Source organism: Cytophaga aurantiaca DSM 3654 (genome assembly GCF_000379725.1).
Lineage (GTDB): Bacteria > Bacteroidota > Bacteroidia > Cytophagales > Cytophagaceae > Cytophaga > Cytophaga aurantiaca.
On record NZ_KB903630.1, the window covers coordinates 59,722 to 76,841 of the forward strand.

The 17,120-nt window shown below is 36.4% G+C and carries 18 protein-coding genes; 8 read left to right on the plus strand and 10 right to left on the minus strand.

Annotated elements, in window-relative coordinates; genetic code table 11:
• Positions 1–147 precede the first annotated feature (147 nt).
• From A3EE_RS0107235 to A3EE_RS0107255, 6 genes are all read left to right on the plus strand, one after another.
• A complete protein-coding gene (locus tag A3EE_RS0107235) occupies positions 148–1,020 on the plus strand; it encodes a MerR family transcriptional regulator (protein WP_026209650.1) in 873 nt (290 codons plus the stop codon).
• A gap of 135 nt (positions 1,021–1,155) precedes the next feature.
• Positions 1,156–1,500, plus strand: coding sequence for an RNA polymerase sigma factor (locus tag A3EE_RS21045; RefSeq protein WP_018342777.1), 345 nt, complete (start codon positions 1,156–1,158; stop codon positions 1,498–1,500).
• Entirely contained in the window at positions 1,460–1,672 is a 213-nt protein-coding gene (locus tag A3EE_RS22115) for a sigma factor-like helix-turn-helix DNA-binding protein (protein ID WP_245553815.1), read from the plus strand. Before A3EE_RS21045 ends, A3EE_RS22115 begins: the two co-directional genes overlap by 41 nt.
• 36 nt (positions 1,673–1,708) lie before the next feature.
• Positions 1,709–2,380: a GTP cyclohydrolase I FolE gene (gene folE / locus A3EE_RS0107245; RefSeq protein ID WP_018342778.1), complete on the plus strand. Its 672-nt coding sequence runs from the start codon at positions 1,709–1,711 to the stop codon at positions 2,378–2,380.
• A 3-nt stretch (positions 2,381–2,383) separates the two neighbouring features.
• The gene (locus A3EE_RS0107250; RefSeq protein WP_018342779.1) at positions 2,384–3,067 is read left to right on the plus strand and encodes an SDR family NAD(P)-dependent oxidoreductase; all 684 of its coding nucleotides are present in this window, start codon (positions 2,384–2,386) and stop codon (positions 3,065–3,067) included.
• 36 nt (positions 3,068–3,103) lie between these two features.
• A complete protein-coding gene (locus A3EE_RS0107255) occupies positions 3,104–3,562 on the plus strand; it encodes an SRPBCC family protein (protein WP_018342780.1) in 459 nt (152 codons plus the stop codon).
• A 171-nt stretch (positions 3,563–3,733) separates the two neighbouring features.
• Here A3EE_RS0107255 and A3EE_RS0107260 read toward each other — a convergent pair whose 3' ends face one another.
• Both A3EE_RS0107260 and A3EE_RS0107270 read right to left on the minus strand, forming a co-directional pair.
• Positions 3,734–5,599: a peptidase U32 family protein gene (locus A3EE_RS0107260; protein WP_018342781.1), complete on the minus strand. Its 1,866-nt coding sequence runs from the start codon at positions 5,597–5,599 to the stop codon at positions 3,734–3,736.
• Positions 5,600–5,916: 317 nt separating this feature from the next.
• Positions 5,917–6,261, minus strand: coding sequence for a zinc ribbon domain-containing protein YjdM (locus A3EE_RS0107270; RefSeq protein WP_018342783.1), 345 nt, complete (start codon positions 6,259–6,261; stop codon positions 5,917–5,919).
• A 167-nt stretch (positions 6,262–6,428) separates the two neighbouring features.
• Between A3EE_RS0107270 and A3EE_RS0107275 the strand changes: the two genes are divergently transcribed.
• Positions 6,429–6,914, plus strand: a complete 486-nt coding sequence (locus A3EE_RS0107275; RefSeq protein ID WP_018342784.1) for an SRPBCC family protein — start codon at positions 6,429–6,431, stop codon at positions 6,912–6,914.
• An 86-nt stretch (positions 6,915–7,000) separates the two neighbouring features.
• On the opposite strand, the gene A3EE_RS0107280 is transcribed toward A3EE_RS0107275, so the two are convergent.
• The 7 genes from A3EE_RS0107280 to A3EE_RS0107315 all read right to left on the minus strand — a co-directional run bounded on the left by A3EE_RS0107280 (position 7,001) and on the right by A3EE_RS0107315 (position 15,005).
• Positions 7,001–7,891 carry a fructose bisphosphate aldolase gene (locus tag A3EE_RS0107280; RefSeq protein WP_018342785.1) on the minus strand — a complete coding sequence of 297 codons (891 nt, stop codon included), beginning with the start codon at positions 7,889–7,891 and terminating at the stop codon, positions 7,001–7,003.
• Positions 7,892–8,002: 111 nt separating this feature from the next.
• A complete protein-coding gene (locus A3EE_RS0107285; RefSeq protein ID WP_018342786.1) occupies positions 8,003–8,653 on the minus strand; it encodes a hypothetical protein in 651 nt (216 codons plus the stop codon).
• A gap of 40 nt (positions 8,654–8,693) precedes the next feature.
• Complete coding sequence (locus tag A3EE_RS0107290) at positions 8,694–9,125, minus strand: hypothetical protein (RefSeq protein ID WP_018342787.1); 432 nt, start codon at positions 9,123–9,125, stop codon at positions 8,694–8,696.
• A 4-nt stretch (positions 9,126–9,129) separates the two neighbouring features.
• Positions 9,130–9,828, minus strand: coding sequence for a DUF1003 domain-containing protein (locus A3EE_RS0107295; protein ID WP_018342788.1), 699 nt, complete (start codon positions 9,826–9,828; stop codon positions 9,130–9,132).
• Between the two features lie 100 nt (positions 9,829–9,928).
• Positions 9,929–11,947 (minus strand): alpha-amylase family glycosyl hydrolase, encoded by a 2,019-nt coding sequence (locus A3EE_RS0107300; RefSeq protein WP_018342789.1) that lies wholly within the window; start codon positions 11,945–11,947, stop codon positions 9,929–9,931.
• A gap of 830 nt (positions 11,948–12,777) precedes the next feature.
• Positions 12,778–13,629, minus strand: a complete 852-nt coding sequence (locus tag A3EE_RS0107310; RefSeq protein WP_018342791.1) for a 3'-5' exonuclease — start codon at positions 13,627–13,629, stop codon at positions 12,778–12,780.
• On the minus strand, positions 13,629–15,005 hold the full coding sequence (locus tag A3EE_RS0107315) for a UDP-N-acetylmuramate--L-alanine ligase (RefSeq protein WP_018342792.1): 1,377 nt from the start codon (positions 15,003–15,005) through the stop codon (positions 13,629–13,631). The genes A3EE_RS0107310 and A3EE_RS0107315 overlap by 1 nt, the downstream gene beginning before the upstream one ends.
• A 236-nt stretch (positions 15,006–15,241) precedes the next feature.
• On the opposite strand from A3EE_RS0107315, the gene dnaB reads away from it, so the two are divergent.
• The gene (gene dnaB, locus A3EE_RS0107320; RefSeq protein ID WP_018342793.1) at positions 15,242–16,780 is read left to right on the plus strand and encodes a replicative DNA helicase; all 1,539 of its coding nucleotides are present in this window, start codon (positions 15,242–15,244) and stop codon (positions 16,778–16,780) included.
• 85 nt (positions 16,781–16,865) lie between these two features.
• Here dnaB and A3EE_RS20195 read toward each other — a convergent pair.
• On the minus strand, positions 16,866–17,120 hold a 255-nt coding region (locus tag A3EE_RS20195; RefSeq protein WP_018342794.1), incomplete at its 5' end, for an integrase core domain-containing protein.

A 17,120-nucleotide genomic window follows, 5' to 3' on the forward strand; every position in this document is an offset into this window, starting at 1 on the left:
TACGTAGGCAAAATTACGTAATTGTTACGTAAAAGCAAGTATTTATACGTAAAAATACTTAATAAAATAATTTTGTTTAAAAAAATCGCATGGGAGCTAAACAAAAGAGAGTACATTTGTTTAAATCTTCATATAATCAGGAAATAAGTGGTTCAGTTTTCAATAAAGGACTTAGAGCGGATTACAGGTATTAAGGCTCATACGATTCGTATTTGGGAGCAAAGGTATAATATCATTACACCCCAACGAATGAGCAATAACATTCGCTTTTACTCTAATGAGGATTTAAAGCGGATTTTGAATGTTAGTGTTCTTAATAAAAATGGACTTAAAATTTCAAAAATTGCTCACTTAACTCCTGATCAATTAAATTCAGAAGTTAAAAAAATTATTGATACAAGTATTTATGAGGATAATCAGATTGAAGGTTTGATCGTGAGCATGATTGAATTGAATGAGGATAATTTTCAGGAAATTATTTCTAATACAGTTTCAAAACATGGTTTAATAAAAACAATTGAGCATACTATTTATCCATTTTTTGAGAAGATAGGTATATTGTGGCAAACCGGAGCCATTAATCCTGCTCAAGAGCATTTTATAAGTAATCTGATTCGCCAAAAGATAATTGTATCTATTGATTCTGTTTCGATTAAACCTGACCCAACTAAAGAGACTTTTTTGCTTTTTTTGCCCGAATCAGAATTGCATGAAATAAGCTTGTTGGTATATACCTATTTATTAAAGTCAAAAGGGTATAAGGTTATTTATTTAGGACAATCTGTTCCTTACGTTGATTTATTAGCTGTTGTTCATAGCATTCAACCTCAAAAAATAGTTACCGCATTTACCAATCCTTTTGCCGAAGGGATGTTACAGGAGTATTTGAATAAATTAAGTTGTGATTTCCCTGACTGTATATTTTTTGTTTCAGGTTATCAGTTTATCAGGGAATCAGTAAAACTACCTACTAACATAATTCTGCATAAGGGCTTAGATGCTTTTAAAAAACTTGTTTAATTTTTAAAAATCTATATTTTTATAATCCTGTTTATCAGCATGTTAATTATTTTGTTTAATTAAGTGTATTTTTTGTTAAACAAAAATGACTATTTTTGTTTAACAAAATGGTGTAAATGTTAAACAAATAAATTTATGTCAACAACTGAATTTTATACGCTGGTAATGAATGAGCAGCATCTGCTGAAAAATTTTGCTTTAAAATTAACAGCAGATCAAGACGATGCTAAAGATTTGATTCAGGATACAATACTTAAAGCAATTAAGTATAAAGACAAATTTATCAGCTCAACAAATTTGAAAGGCTGGCTGTGTGTCATCATGAAGAATACATTCATCAATACATACAGAAGATCTGTTCGAAAAAATACATTAGTAAACAACTCATTTGATTTATTGAAAGATGAAATTCAAACGACGATACATTCTAATACAACGGATGCCCAAATTAACTTACAAGGAACTTCTTCGTGTTATTGATTTGTTAAAGGATGAATTCAAATTGCCATTTCTGCGTTATGTGGATGGGTATAAATACAAAGAAATTTCAGAAGAACTCGACATACCAATAGGCACAGTAAAAAGTCGAATATTTATTGCTAGAAAAGAGTTAATAGCACGACTTAAAACTGAATATAGTTTAACTCGATAAATTGTTGCAGCTATTTGTTATATAATATTAAATAGGATGAATATGAAGATTACTAAAGGTATACAGACGTTGATTGAAGAAATAAATGAGGATCATTATTCATCCAATCCCAATACTCCCATACGTATTGATGCATTTGATTTAGATGATGATCTTAAAATTGAATTGATTAGTAAAAAGTTTAAAGATATCATGGATATTCTTGGCTTAGATCTTACAGACGATAGTTTAAAAGATACTCCAAAGCGTGTGGCTAAGATGTATGTAAAAGAAATATTCAGTGGTTTAAACCCTGCGAATAAGCCAGCCATCGCTTTATTTGAAAATAAGTATAAGTACGATGAAATGGTGTTGGAGAAAAATATTACTTTTTATTCTAATTGTGAGCACCACTTTGTACCAATCATTGGTAAGGCCCATGTGGCATATATTTCAAACGGTAACGTAATTGGTTTGTCGAAGTTGAATCGTATTGTAGAATACTTTTCAAAACGTCCGCAAGTTCAGGAAAGACTTACCATGCAAATTGCAAATGAATTAAAGAAGATATTGAATACTGAAGATGTTGCAGTTGTGATTGATGCAAAGCATTTGTGTGTATCTATGCGTGGTGTAAAGGATGAATCAAGTACAACAATTACTGCCAGCTATTCCGGTAAGTTTAAAGAAGATTCTGTTAAAAATGAATTTCTATCGCATATCAAATAACGAATGAATTATTTACTTGTTGGCAGTAACTCAGCGATTGCTTCTGAAGTGATTGGCAAATTAAAAGAAGACGGTCATGACTTGTGGACGGTCAGCAGGTTGGAAATGAATGTTACTGAACATCATCAGGTGCTTGATATTGTCACTGCTTCAATACCTGAAAATTTCTTACCGGATACCTTACATGGCTTGATCTATTTTCCAGGAACAATCATCTTAAAGCCATTTCATAGAATCTCCATTGAAGAATTTACTTCGGACTATCAAATCAATTTCTTAGGTGCTGTAAAATCCATTCAAACTGCTTTGCCTGCGTTGAAAAAAGGGAATGGGTCTGTTGTATTGATTAGTACCGTAGCGGCAACTATTGGCTTGGGTTTTCATGCATCGATTGCTTCTTCAAAAGCTGCACTTGAAGGCTTGTCTAGGTCCTTGGCCGCTGAATATGCACCTACGATCCGTTTTAATGTTGTTGCACCTTCCATTACAGATACTCCATTGGCAGAAAAATTATTGAATACCGAAGAAAAGAAATTAAACTCAGGTAAACGTCATCCATTGGGGAGAGTTGGAGAAGCTGGTGATATCGCATCATCGATTCTTTTTTTATTGGGAAATAAATCCACCTGGATTACCGGGCAAACGTTTCATGTTGATGGAGGTATGTCAACAGTAAAAGTTCTTTAGTTGAAATTATTTATTCATTATTAACTCATACACAACATGCATACATTAGAAAGAACGCAACGTTTACCAATTACTATTGAAGAAGCATGGGATTTTTTTTCTTCCCCTAAAAATTTAAAAGTAATTACTCCGCCTTATATGGGTTTTAATATAAAGTCTGGTGGTGAAAGTCCAATGTATGCGGGCATGCTTATTAAGTATACCGTAACACCATTACTTGGTATCCCAATGAAATGGGTGACAGAAATTACGCATGTAGAGGATAAGAAATTTTTTGTTGATGAACAACGTGTAGGTCCTTATGCAATCTGGCACCACGAACATCATTTCAGGGCAATTCCTAATGGCGTTGAAATGACGGATATCGTTAACTATAAACTGCCTTTGGGTATTATAGGAGAGTGGCTTGAACCAATTATTGTTAAACACAAAGTTCAGGAAATTTTTGAATATCGAAATGTTAAAATGTTGGAGTTGTTTGGGGAATATAAATAATTGTCTGAATTTGGATTTGTTGGATTAATTGAAAAAAAGGATTAATAAAAAAATGCGAATAGATATTTACCTATTCGCATTTTTTTATGTCTGGCAGTAAAGTTTAAATATTATGAACAGGTTAGATTACTAACTTTAATCCAATAATCTTTAAAATCCAATAAATCCAAATCAATAGTCCTCTTCATCAAACACAAGATCAGCATCCTTCTCCCAGATCTCCATTTCGCAAGGCTTGCAATTGAATTTTAATTTGTATTCGTTTTCCCCATGCTTTAAAACCAAGGGTTCAACTACTTTTTCACCCATGGTATCGCGTTGGTACCTCGGACATTTACCCAATTCGTATTTAACACAATACTTGGTTGTCATCACGCGTGCCTTGCCAGGATCCCATTGCAGCTCAAATGCTTTTTCAATTTCGGTTACACCGTGTCTGTGATAAAATGTTCTAGCCATTTTGTTTGACACGTTGTACATGAAATCCAGTTTTTCAACCGGGTAGGGATGTTCTGTTTTTTGAATCTTATATTCCTTGCGCTGATACGCATTTACGCGTACGTCAATAAGATCTTCCAGAACGATTCTTCTGATCTCATTTATTTTTGAAATAGGTAAGAACCAGCTTGCAGAAAGTTCTACTTCTAAATGATCTACAATAAATGGTGTATTTCCTGTTTTTGAAAGATTCTTTTTAATGTTCTCTACAACACCATCGCTATTCTTACTTAATTCTTTTGCAACCTCTAATGTAGAAATACTTGTATGTCCGTCTTCATCTACAGCTTTTAACTCAAAGCCTGCAGCGGTTTCTGTAAAGAATAATGAAACACCGATCTTACGGATTGCGCTGTCTTCACGTTCAACTAATTTGTTAAACTCCGCATCCGCATTGCGGTAGATCATGGTGCCTACAGCTAATGGCTTGAATGTATTTGGAATGACGATACCATTTTCAATGGTGTTTATCTGCGCACCGTCTGCTTCACCGGCTTCGTTGATGAAGTATAAACCATCACCATTATTTAATTTGTCGGAGTTCTCAATTACGTATCCGTTTTTCTTAACTGCTGTTACTTTTCCGATTACTTGTCCCTGCGACTTTGGTGTGTCCCATGAACCGATGCTTTGTGTACGTTTGTTTACAAAATAATCGGTATAGCCACGGTTGAAGCTACGATCCATTTCTGCATCGAAGTTGAAGAACGTACGGCCGGAAGATGCTTTTTCAAAACGTTCGTTATTTTCTAAAAACGCGTCTAATTTTTTACGCAGATAGGATACATTGTTTTTTACATAAACTATATCTTTTAATCTACCTTCAATTTTGAAAGACGTAATTCCTGCTTCAATCAGATTTGGTAATTGATCGCTTAAGTCAAGATCTTTGATCGATAACAAGTGACTGTTTGCGATCAATGTTTTTCCTGTACCATCAATAAGGTTGTATGGCAAACGACAGTTCTGCGCACAAGAGCCTCTGTTAGCACTGCGCTCACCGCCTGCAATACTCATATAGCAGTTGCCGCTAAATGAAACACACAACGCACCAGATACAAAAAATTCTAATTCAACATCCGTTGCATTTGCGATGTCTTTGATCTGATCTAGATTTAATTCGCGCGCTAATACGGCACGTTTCATTCCTGCATCTGCAAGAAACTTTACATGCTTGGGATCACGGTTGTTTGCCTGCGTACTTGCATGGATTACAATAGGAGGGATATTCATTTCCATGATTGCCATATCCTGAATGATCAATGCATCCACACCGATGTGATACAGTTCATGTATCAATTTTTCGCAGGTCTCTAATTCGTTATCGTATAAGATTGTGTTCAATACAACAAACACCTGTGCCTTGAATAAATGCGCATAACGCACCAATTCTGCAATGTCTTCAACCGGATTGGTTGCATTGGTACGGGCACCAAATTGAGGAGCACCGATGTATACCGCATCTGCACCGGCATTGATGGCAGCCATTCCCTGATATAGGTTTTTGGCAGGAGCAAGTATTTCAACTTTCTTTTTCATAGGAGATGCAAAGTTCCGTAATTATTTACGGGTTTACAAGCAGGATTTGGATTCATTGGATTCTTTGGAAAGATGGGATTACAGGCTACTAAACCATTGCTTATATCTTCTAATGACGGTTTATTGCTGAAGATTGTGATACGAACCTGCATAGCCCACGATTTTAATCATGGGAGGAAAAGGATTGAAATTGTGTTTATGTGTGGATTATATAATTCCAAATTGAAGTATGGTTTCATGGAGATTTAATTATGGGAGATACAGGTTCTATTAGTCGCCCATAATCCCATTTTTCCAAAGAATCCAATGAATCCGAATCAGCCTTTCCGCACAAACTCCGACTTCAATGCCATAGCACCGAAACCATCGATCTTGCAATCAATATTGTGGTCACCGTCTTTCAAGCGGATGTTCTTAACCTTTGTGCCTGCTTTGATTGCTTTCGGAGCACCTTTAACGGGCAGATCTTTAATGATCACAACAGTGTCGCCATCCTGCAGGATTGCACCATTAGAATCCTTTATAACGTTATCCGTACTGAGTGCTTCTGCAATTTCTGCGGGATTCCATTCATAATTACATTCCGGGCAAACCATTAACGAATCAGCTTCGTATGCGTAGGGAGATTTGCATTTTGGACAAGGAGTAGCGTCGTCAGACATAAAGGAGGGAGTTAATTTGAAGGCGCAATATACTAAAAAGTGCCTGATTTGTCTTGAAAATGAATGTTTGGACATCTTAAGTGTTTTACAATAAGCCGCTTAAGTAAAAATTGGTATAGGGCTTTGATGCTAAAGATGTATATTGCGTGTCTATTTTGAATTTTAAAATGATGTATAGAATAGAACGTACTCAACAATTGCCGGTAAGTCTGGATGAGATCTGGAAGTTTTTTTTATATCCCGGTAATTTAAAAAAGGTCACTCCGCCCGATTTAGGGTTTCATATTGTAGCAGGTGGAGAAGGTATGATGTATAAAGGAATGATTGTTACCTATGATATTGATTCCATCTTCAGAATGCCTTTTACATGGGTTACAGAAATAACAGAGATGGAAGAGAAAAAACTTTTTGTAGATTTTCAACGCTCGGGTCCTTATGCATACTGGAATCATCAGCATCATTTCAAGGCAATAGCAAACGGCGTTGAGATTACCGATATATTGGAATATAAAATGCCTTTGGGAATATTGGGCAGTATTGTTCACCCGTTTTTGGTGAAAGGAAAGATCGAAAAAATATTTGCATACAGAATGGAAAAATTAGAAGAACTGTTCGGTGTATACATTACTCCGGCTGTGATCCAGGGTATCTGAGAATCGACATTACTGCGTTCTCAAAAGAAAAGAGCTTCTGATCTTATGTGATCGGAAGCTCTTTTCTTTTATTAGAAGTTTACTTCTTATGTAATCGATGCATTGTATATCACGTCAATGGCTGTTGATAGTACCTTCGAAAATTCTTCCGGTGTTTGGTTTACACGAAGATCGTCTAATAAGGCTCTTGAAAAACTTGCGATTGTACCTTTATTCGCAGCAAGTAGCTGCGTTGCTTTTTCAAGATCGTAGCCGCCTGATAAAGCAACCACACGTACTACCTGAGAATGTTTTGTAAATTCATTGTAGAAATTATCAACGGTAGGTAAGGTCAGCTTTAACATTACTTTTTCATTCGGAGCAAGGGTGTTTAATTGTTCCAGAATGTATTTCTTCAACGAAGCTTCGATCTCTTTTTTATCGGGAGAATGAATATCTACTTCAGGTTCAATAATAGGAACAAGACCATTTGCAATGATGATCCGTGCAAAATCAAATTGCTGCTTCACGACTGCTGCAATACCAGTTTGATTGTTTTCAAAAATTACCGAACGCATTTTTGTGCCGAATACACCTTTGCTTCCAGCATCTTGAATCACTGCAGCCAAATTGGGGATCGGCTTCATCAACTGTACGCCATTTACTTTTTCTTCCAGACCTTTATCTATTTTCAAAAACGAAAGAATGTTTTTCTTCCATAGATATTCTGTCGTTGGCAAACCTTCAACTTTAGAATTTAATGTTTTTTCGAATAGAATAACACCAAGGATTTTATCTCCGGTAAACGATTTATCCGTCATTACTCGTGAACGCATGGCATGTATCAGCGCATACATTTCATCTTCGTTTTTGTAGGCTGTTTCCTGAATGCCGTATCCTACCAATGCTTTAGGTGTACTTCCACCACTTTGATCCAATGCGGCAATGAAGCCAGCACCTTCGTGCATACGTTTTAGTTGTTGTTCAAAAGTTGACATAAGAATTGTAAATTATGAGTTATAAATTATAAATGGCGGATTCGGTATTGCAAAATGAATTATATAATATAAAGATATTTGGGCAGAGAATAAAGCAGAATATGTTATGTTTTAAGGTTCCGTATAATTTGTCCAGTTATTTTTTTTGATCAAATCTTCGTGGTATATAATGTAGGGGTTAAACATATTGGCGTAGATATCTGCGGCATTTATTTCTAGCGATTTCTGAACAGCATTTTTTGCATTTTTATTTGCTTCCAAAGCTTTCTCTTTTTTATTAGCTCCATATAAGAACCAGCTGTATTTGTCCCATGCTTGATAATTTACCGTATTAAATTCTTCATTTAAAACGGGATTTAAATTGAAGAAGTAATAGATGCGATAACTCTGTGTATAGGCTAATATCCCTAAAGCTAAGATGTAAGTGAATAGGATAGTCTGAGGATAACGAATTTTAGACTTATTAACAGCAAGTAAAACGGTATATATGAATGTTAGACAGACACAAACCGTGAATAGAATCTGAGCGAAAGGCCAATACATATAACGAAACATGAAGTAGGTTGTCCAGATAAAAATATTCAAATGAAAAAATACTTCTGGCATATTTTTATCTGCATTTTTTATCACAAAAATGACCGTATATATGAAAAGCAAGAATACGCCTAACACAATCAGTGGACCCGCAAAAGGATAGTGCAGGAATTTGAAAACAAAGCTAAGGCAGATGGATATCCAGGAGCAGATGCGAAGTGATTTCATAGTTAACTAAATTATATTAAATAAGATTATGTAATCTGTTTCAATCCAATACAAATCTTTCGAAATATTTTTCTTTGTTTTTACAGGCAAATTCTAATCTCAGTGTATCTGTTTGAAAATATTCTGAATTCGGTTCGAAAATATTTTTTAAGTCAGAATATTCAGGTGAATTAAGTATGTTTATAATCTCGATCGAATCGCTAGCTGTTTTTCTGATGAGATAATTATCACAAAGGCATTTTGCAATTTCCATTTTGGCCCAGCCCACTTCCATAATATTGTTGGGCGCATGTCCATGGGTTTCTGCAATATTTTTGATGTTATCGTTTTTATAATGTACATACTCAGCAGTACAATTATTAACGGTTATACTTTTTCTCGTGATCGTCTCCGTATTTACATGGGTTGCATAATAATATAATACCAAACACAAAAGGATTAGGATCAATACAACAGATAAAATTTTCTTCATATAATTAAGAATTATTTTTCTTTACCTCTTTCATCAGATCTTCCAGGTAATCAATTTGAACTTCCTGTATCTCTAATAATTTTTTATTCTGATGAACAAGTAAATGATCCATCTTTTCACTTAATAGTTTTATTTCAAGCTCTGCCTTTAAATTGATTTTGTAATCGTGCTCTCCACGTTGACGGTCTTTTTGTTCTTGCCTGTTTTGGCTCATCATGATGATGGGAGCCTGTATTGCTGCTAAACAGGAGAGGATTAGGTTCAGTAAGATGAATGGATACGGATCAAAGGACTTTGTTGCTAAGAACCAGATATTGATTATGATCCAAAAGACAATAAATGAAAAAAATGTGATAATAAATGCCCAGCTGCCTCCAAATGTTGCAACCTTATCCGCAATTTTTTGACCAGTAGTCAATTCGGTGTCTTGATCATCTTGAATGTTTTCAGAAAGGATGGAATTATTTTTAATAGCATTCATTACATCCTGATCGATTACTGCTATTTCTCCTTTTTCCTGAACAATTAAAGACGTTAAATAAGATCGTCTGTATTGATTCAGTTCATCAAGCGAAATGTATTTTTCTGTATCGAAGCCTGTAAACTCAGATTGGATCAGATCAAAAACTCCTTTCCGTATATCACAGCCTTTGATGGCTTCACTTGAAGTAATTTCTTTTTTACTGATGTAACTTGTTATCATAAGAGTCTTTTAAATGATTTAATAATCACATATAAACAAACAAGTCCCGCAGCAATCAAACCACGGGACTCATTCATAATTTATAAATCATAATTCATAATTATTCTTCAACTTCCTTTTTCTTAAACACCAACACACTTCTGCTTGGTGTATAGATACTCAGTTGACCTTCTTCGTTGGTATGGTATTCAAGTGTATCGTCTACACGTCCATGACCGCCAAAACGAATGTCATCGCTGTTCAATACAATCTCAAATGTACCCGGACCGAAGGATTTGAATTTATAATCAAAGACTGAATTACTAACACTGAAATTGAATACAAAGATCATGTTGTTGCGTTCGAAGATCACAACCTTATTGTGATCGTCCATATTCAATTGCGTTGCAGCTTCGGAAGCAAGCAAACGGGTTCTGCGTACCACACGCATCATGGCTTCATCAAAGGCTCCAAGGTATTGGTATTTCAAACGCGGATTATCAACCAGCGACCACTGTCTGCGTGCATACTGATAACTCCATCCGTTTCCTTCTCTTGGGAAATCGATCCATTCCGGATGGCCGAATTCGTTACCCATGAAATTCAAATACCCTTCACCTCCTAACGCAAAGGTGAACATGCGCAGCAGTTTATGGATTGCAATTCCACGATCAATTACCGGATTTGCATCATCTACCTGCATGTGGAAATACATTTCCTTATCCATCAACCAAAAGGCAATGGTCTTATCACCAACCATGGCCTGATCGTGAGATTCGGCATAGGCAATGGTTTTTTCTTTATAACGACGATTCGTTAACGTACTCCACATTTCATAAATGTTCCATTCTTCATCTTTCAAGTGTTTTAAATACTTGATCCAGAAATCCGGAATACCCATTGCTAAACGATAATCGAAACCAACGCCGCCATCTTTGATAGAGCGCGATAAGCCAGGCATACCGCTTACATCTTCTGCAATGGTGATGGAATCTTTTAAATATCTATGTGTAACCTCGTTTGCTAATTGCAGATACGTAACAGCATCGTAGTCTACACCGCCTTTAAAATAGGTGTCGTAGCTGTCGAACGTACGTAAGCCGTGATCGAAATACAGCATCGATGTAACTCCATCAAAACGGAACCCATCGAAGTGAAACTCTTCCAGCCAGTAACGTAAGTTTGAAAGTAAAAAACGTTTTACTTCAAGCTTTCCGTAATCAAATAATTTGGAATCCCAGCCCGGATGATTTCCTCTTTCGCCCGGATGGAAGTATTGATGATCGCTGCCATCAAATTCTGCCAAACCTTCAGATAGATTTTTTACAGCATGTGAATGCACTACATCCATGATTACTGCTAATCCATATTTATGCGCACGGTCAACCAGATATTTTAGGTCTTCCGGTGTTCCGAAACGGGAAGAAGGAGCAAAGAAATTTGAAACGTGATAACCGAATGAACCATAATACGGGTGTTCCATAACAGCCATAAGCTGTATACTGTTATAGCCCATCTGACGTATGCGCGGAACGATCTTGTCAGCAAATTCTCTATATGTACCAACACCTTCTTTTTCCTGCGCCATACCAACGTGCGCTTCGTAGATTATTGGATTTTTTATTTTACGTAAATTGAAATCACGGTCTGTCCATTCAAATTGTTTTTGAGGGAACCACAACTGCCCGGAAAAGTCTGTTGTTTCGATATCCTGAACAACGCGTGTAATGTATGCAGGAATGCGGTCGTGTGTGCCATTCGCACCAACGATCTGTACCTTGATCTTACTTTTATGAACAAAACGTTTTTGATATAAATCGTATGGAAGAAATATTTGCCATACACCAAACTTATTACGTGTTAAAGGGTGCGAGCGTCTGTCCCAATCATTGAAATCGCCTGTAAGATATACTTCATAAGCTTCCGGAGCCCACTCTCTGTAATACCAGCCGCGCTCGTCCTCATCGAAGTTTACACCATAGTATTTATGTCCGGTAGCAAAGGTTAGTAAGTCACCGTAATGTTCTTTGATTTCTTTTAATGCGCGCTTGTATCTGGTAATGCGATCTTGAATTTCACCTTCGTAAGGTTCCAACCATGGGTCATCTTCAATCAATGCGATTCCTTTTTTCTCTTTCATGTGTACTTCTATATCGTTCGCGTAAAAATTCTGTAATAAATACTGCACTAAACAGCATGAGTCAACCTGCATACGGTACCTGCATATGTATACTCTCTACTAAAATAAATTTTTAAAGCGTAAGGAACTAGTAAAAAATGAAAATGTGTATAGGTATTTGGAGTGGTTAGTAAGATATTGTATAAGATGCTTATTTACAATAGAATATGTGATATTGGGTAGATTTCTGTTTAACTGGATTTAATACATCAATTGTAATAACGAAGAAGAAAAATCAAGAAAATCCTTTAATTCTGTAAATCCTGATTCAGACAAAATTTAACCGCAAAGAGCGTAAACTTGAAATCGCAAAGAACGCAAGAAAAAAACTCTTATAAGCAGCATAACAATTTACTTATGCTGCTTATAAGTTACAATCCAATAATCTCTTCAATCCAATAAATCCAAATTCAGACATTAACACACAATCCCTTTCTTACCACGTTCAACACTTTTATGAATGTGCTCGAACATGTAGATCCGTTTTAAATCTTTGGGAGAGTATTTGTTTTTTTGCTGTGGTGCGTATTGTTCGGACGGTATTTGAGGCGATATTTTTAACGGTAATAATTTAGTTATATCACCTCTTAACAATGTGTTAAACATGAAATATACACAGCCTAGAGAAAAAAACAGTAACGCAACGATATGGAGTAATTTCTTTTTCATAATCAATCTCCTTTCTATAAGTTAACCTTAAGTCTATAAACGAAAAAGAGTACATATTGGTTTCTTTAAACCGATATGTACTCTTTGGAGAGCGCTATTTTGTTGCTTTAAAGCGTTTAAACCTATTTTAGTCCGCCAAAGTTTTTTAATTTGATTTGAGTTAATTTTTTCTTCGTATCCTGAGGAAAATCACCTTTCATTATCCAATCGTAATACATCGGATCTTTCAGTAAGGTGTCCTTAACTTTCATGCCTTTGTATTTTCCAAAATTAAAAAGCTCTTCGCCTTTATCGCTTAGTACCATTCGACCAGCAAGGTCAACCATGTTGCCTACAGAGAAATCATGCAACACCTGCATATCATTTTTGATCGGAACACTTACTTTGCCTTCCGCATCTTTCACTTGCTTGTCTGCATATTTTTCAATCTGTGCTTTTAAAATATGATACGTTGCAAGCGTGTCTGCTTCTGCACTGTGTGCATTTTCAAGATCTTTGTTGCAGTAAAATCTATATGCAGCGCCAAGCGTTCTTGGCTCCATTAAATGGAAAATACGCTGCGAGTCGATTAGTTTTCTTTTTGAAATATCGAATTCAATTCCTGCTCTGAAAAATTCTTCGATCAACAAGGGGATATCAAAACGTATGCTATTAAATCCGCCCAGATCACAGTCTTTCATAAATTGAAAAACCTGCTGTGCAATGTCTGCAAATGGTGGTTTATCTGCTACATCTTTGTCGTAAATGCCATGGATTGCACTGGATTGGTCGGGTATAGGCATGCCCGGATTTACACGGAATGTTTTTACTTCAACTGTTTCGTTTGGCGGTGAAACACGAACAATACAAATCTCAATTATTCGATCGGTAGAAATGTTTACACCTGTTGTTTCTAAATCAAAGAACGCAATAGGCTTATTGATCTTTATTTTGAATGCATTTCCGGCATCGAATAGGGGAAGTTGATCTGTCATTATGCGTGTTGATTCAATACGTGAGATGTTAATTGTTTTAAGTCGATGCCGCCAAAGTTGCCTGAACTCATAAGAAGTAAGTTTGTTTGCTTCCAGTTTTGTTCAAACAAAAAAGCTTCCAGTTTTTTACTATCTGTGAATACTTTCAACTTCGGATTGTCAAATGCTTCAATGATGTCTGCTTCTGTAATTTCTTCCAGACGCTTATGTTTAACAGTTTCTGGGTTGAAGTAAACAATCGGTTCATCCGGAGCTTTGTAGGTATCTTTATACTGAGATAAAAACTCTTTGTTCAAACTGCTGAAGGTGTGAAGTTCTAAAACACCAACTAATTTACGATCGGTAAATTGTTTTTTTACAGCTTTAGAAGTTGCTTTCAATTTTGAAGGTGCGTGTGCAAAATCTTTAAACACAACATTGTGTTTACCTCTTCCTAAAATTTCTAAACGGTTTGCAGCACCTTTAAATGTTTTGATTGCATCATAGAACATTTGTTCTGTGATGCCAATTTTAATACAAACATTTTTAGCCGCGTTGATATTTTTCAAGTTGTGTTTGCCGAAAACTTCTAATTCAACCTTGCCTTTGTCAGTCAATAAATATGTAATGCCGTTAACAATTTCATGTTTGGCAGCAGAGTAAGGAACAGCCAGTACATCCGTTCTTGGTTTTCCACCGATAAGGGTAGCGATATCATCCGATTCGCTGTAAATTAAAATACCCCCTTTAGGTGTTGAATCTGCAAACAGATCGAACTGCATTACATATTCTTCAAACGTTGGATACACATTGATGTGATCCCAGGCTACACCACTGATCAAGCCGATGTGGTGGTGATAATGCAAGAACTTCGGTGTTAGATCCAAGGGCGATGTTAAGTATTCATCGCCTTCAATGATGATGATCGGAGCATCATCTGTGATCTGTACCATGGTGTCAAAACCATCCAGCTTAGCGCCCACTAAATAATCAAACTTGCGGTTGTGTGTTTTTAACACGTGCATGATCATTGCGGTAATGGTTGTTTTGCCATGGCTGCCGCCGATTACAATGCGTTGTTTGTCTTTCGATTGCTCGTATATGTATTCAGGGAACGAATAGATCTTAATGCCCAGCTCACGTGCTCTAGCCAATTCGGTGTTGTCATTCCGTGCATGCATTCCTAAAATAACTGCCTCCAGATCTGTTGTGATCTTTTCCGGAAACCAACCCATTTCAGCGGGTAGGAGGTTGTATGCAGCAAGTCTCGTTTTTGAAGGCTCGAAAATTTCATCATCAGAACCTGTAACCTTATATCCCTTATGATGAAGTGCCAATGCCAAATTGTGCATGACTGCACCACCAATTGCGATGAAATGAACTCTATTCTTTTCCATTATTTTTAAAAACTAATCAAGCAAAAATAAAAGAATTCAGGATAAAACAGTAAAAGTGGATAAAGGAAAATGAATAGTGTTGATAAGTATATAATTTATAATTGAATTTTAATCGGATGCTAATGTTTACTTAATATTCAGGCATGTTGATAAGAATGTTAGTATGATGTTATAATTAGGGAGAACTCATGGATATGCTGCCTGATTCGATGGATAATAAGAAGTATATTTGAAGTATGGAGTTTGGAAAATCGAGAACGAAGTCTACCGGATTTGTAGCTAAGAATACCATTGCGAATGATCTGTTAGCAGGTATGGGAAAACTGCCCCCTCAGGCAGTTGAAGTTGAGGAAGCTGTTTTAGGGGCACTTTTGTTAGAGAAAGATGCGCTTACGTCTGTTATTGATATTTTAAAACCTGAAAGTTTTTATAAAGAAGCGCATCAGAAAATATATTTAGCTGTACTGGAATTGTTTGACCGTTCTGAGCCCGTTGATTTGATCACAGTTGTGAATCAATTGCGTTCAAAAGCAGAATTGGAATTTGTTGGCGGAGCATACTACATTACAGAATTAACGACTAAAGTCAGTTCTGCCGCAAATATTGAATTCCACGCACGTATTGTGTCGGAACAATCCATAAAACGTAATTTGATTACCATTGCATCGAAAATTCATAAAGATGCTTACGAGGATACAACCGACGTATTCGAGTTGTTGGATAAAACAGAAAAAGATTTATACGAAGTATCTGAAGCGAACATCCGTAAGAATTATTCAGAGATGCGAAGCCTAATCGGACAAGCATTGAAAGAACTTGCAGAGAAAAAAGATCAAGCCGACGGTTTAACAGGTGTACCAAGCGGTATGTCTGATCTGGATCGTGTGACTTCCGGTTTCCAGAAAAGTGATTTGATCATTATTGCAGCCCGTCCGGGTATGGGGAAAACAGCCTTTGTACTTTCTGCTATGCGGAATGCAGCGGTTGATTTTAAGAAACCAATTGCGTTGTTCTCTTTAGAGATGTCTGCTGTACAGCTGGTAAATCGTTTGATTGCATCAGAAGCAGAGTTGGATAGTTATAAAATTAAAACAGGAAAACTGGAGGAATACGAATGGCAGCAATTGCACTCCAAAATTTCTCCATTAACTTCTGCACCCATTTATATTGATGATACTCCCGGCTTGTCGATTCGTGAATTGCGTACGAAAGCCCGTCGTTTGAAATCTCGTAACGATATTCAAATGATCATCATTGATTACTTGCAGTTGATGTCGGCTGATACGAGTAATAAAGGTGGCGGTGGTAACCGTGAACAGGAGATTTCTGCAATCTCGCGTGCATTAAAAGGTTTGGCAAAAGAGTTGGAAGTGCCTGTTATTGCACTTTCTCAGTTGAGTCGTGCGGTTGAATCCAGAGGTGGTGATAAGCGTCCGCAATTATCCGATTTACGTGAATCTGGTGCGATCGAACAGGATGCGGATATCGTAATGTTCTTATATCGTCCGGAATATTATAAGATAGATGTAGATGAAGAAGGCAATCCAACAGCAGGTACAGGTGAAGTAATTATTGCGAAACACCGTAACGGTTCACTTGAAACGGTAAAGCTGAAATACATTGGTAAGTTTACGAAGTTCGCTGACTTAGGTGGTGACTTTATAGATACAGAAACCAATTGGGGAGGAGATCAGAATAAGTTCTTCGGTGGACAAACCCTGGGCAGCAAAGTCAATGACTTCGGCGGCGATGACGATGGACCGGCGCCGTTCTAATTATGAATTATAAATTCATCTGAAATAAATAAATCTATTGTGTCGTCCTGAAATAGCGATACAGTTTTACAAGGATACCAATTTATTAAATAGCATCACATTTTTGTGATGCTATTTTGCTTTTATATGTTCTCATTTTGATTTTAGATTGATTATGCATCTGTTGAGGCGTTTCATAATAATTTGAATAATGTGGTCTTTCCGTGTTGTAAATATCAATTGACTCAGCAACCAATAAACGCATTAACTGTAAATCCTTAATGCTTATTCCCTCTAAGAATTCTTGTTTAAGTATACCATTCACGCGTTCTGCAACAGCATTTTGATAAGGATCATATTT

Excerpts from the sequence above, each read along its gene's own strand:
- A3EE_RS21045 (WP_018342777.1), top strand. The coding sequence starts at position 1,156 with ATGTCAACAACTGAATTTTATACGCTGGTAATGAATGAGCAGCATCTG.
- A3EE_RS22115 (WP_245553815.1), top strand. The coding sequence starts at position 1,460 with ATGCCCAAATTAACTTACAAGGAACTTCTTCGTGTTATTGATTTGTTA.
- folE (WP_018342778.1), top strand. The coding sequence starts at position 1,709 with ATGAATATGAAGATTACTAAAGGTATACAGACGTTGATTGAAGAAATA.
- A3EE_RS0107250 (WP_018342779.1), top strand. The coding sequence starts at position 2,384 with ATGAATTATTTACTTGTTGGCAGTAACTCAGCGATTGCTTCTGAAGTG.
- A3EE_RS0107255 (WP_018342780.1), top strand. The coding sequence starts at position 3,104 with ATGCATACATTAGAAAGAACGCAACGTTTACCAATTACTATTGAAGAA.
- A3EE_RS0107260 (WP_018342781.1), bottom strand. The coding sequence starts at position 5,599 with ATGAAAAAGAAAGTTGAAATACTTGCTCCTGCCAAAAACCTATATCAG.
- A3EE_RS0107270 (WP_018342783.1), bottom strand. The coding sequence starts at position 6,261 with ATGTCTGACGACGCTACTCCTTGTCCAAAATGCAAATCTCCCTACGCA.
- A3EE_RS0107275 (WP_018342784.1), top strand. The coding sequence starts at position 6,429 with ATGATGTATAGAATAGAACGTACTCAACAATTGCCGGTAAGTCTGGAT.
- A3EE_RS0107280 (WP_018342785.1), bottom strand. The coding sequence starts at position 7,891 with ATGTCAACTTTTGAACAACAACTAAAACGTATGCACGAAGGTGCTGGC.
- A3EE_RS0107285 (WP_018342786.1), bottom strand. The coding sequence starts at position 8,653 with ATGAAATCACTTCGCATCTGCTCCTGGATATCCATCTGCCTTAGCTTT.
- A3EE_RS0107290 (WP_018342787.1), bottom strand. The coding sequence starts at position 9,125 with ATGAAGAAAATTTTATCTGTTGTATTGATCCTAATCCTTTTGTGTTTG.
- A3EE_RS0107295 (WP_018342788.1), bottom strand. The coding sequence starts at position 9,828 with ATGATAACAAGTTACATCAGTAAAAAAGAAATTACTTCAAGTGAAGCC.
- A3EE_RS0107300 (WP_018342789.1), bottom strand. The coding sequence starts at position 11,947 with ATGAAAGAGAAAAAAGGAATCGCATTGATTGAAGATGACCCATGGTTG.
- A3EE_RS0107310 (WP_018342791.1), bottom strand. The coding sequence starts at position 13,629 with ATGACAGATCAACTTCCCCTATTCGATGCCGGAAATGCATTCAAAATA.
- A3EE_RS0107315 (WP_018342792.1), bottom strand. The coding sequence starts at position 15,005 with ATGGAAAAGAATAGAGTTCATTTCATCGCAATTGGTGGTGCAGTCATG.
- dnaB (WP_018342793.1), top strand. The coding sequence starts at position 15,242 with ATGGAGTTTGGAAAATCGAGAACGAAGTCTACCGGATTTGTAGCTAAG.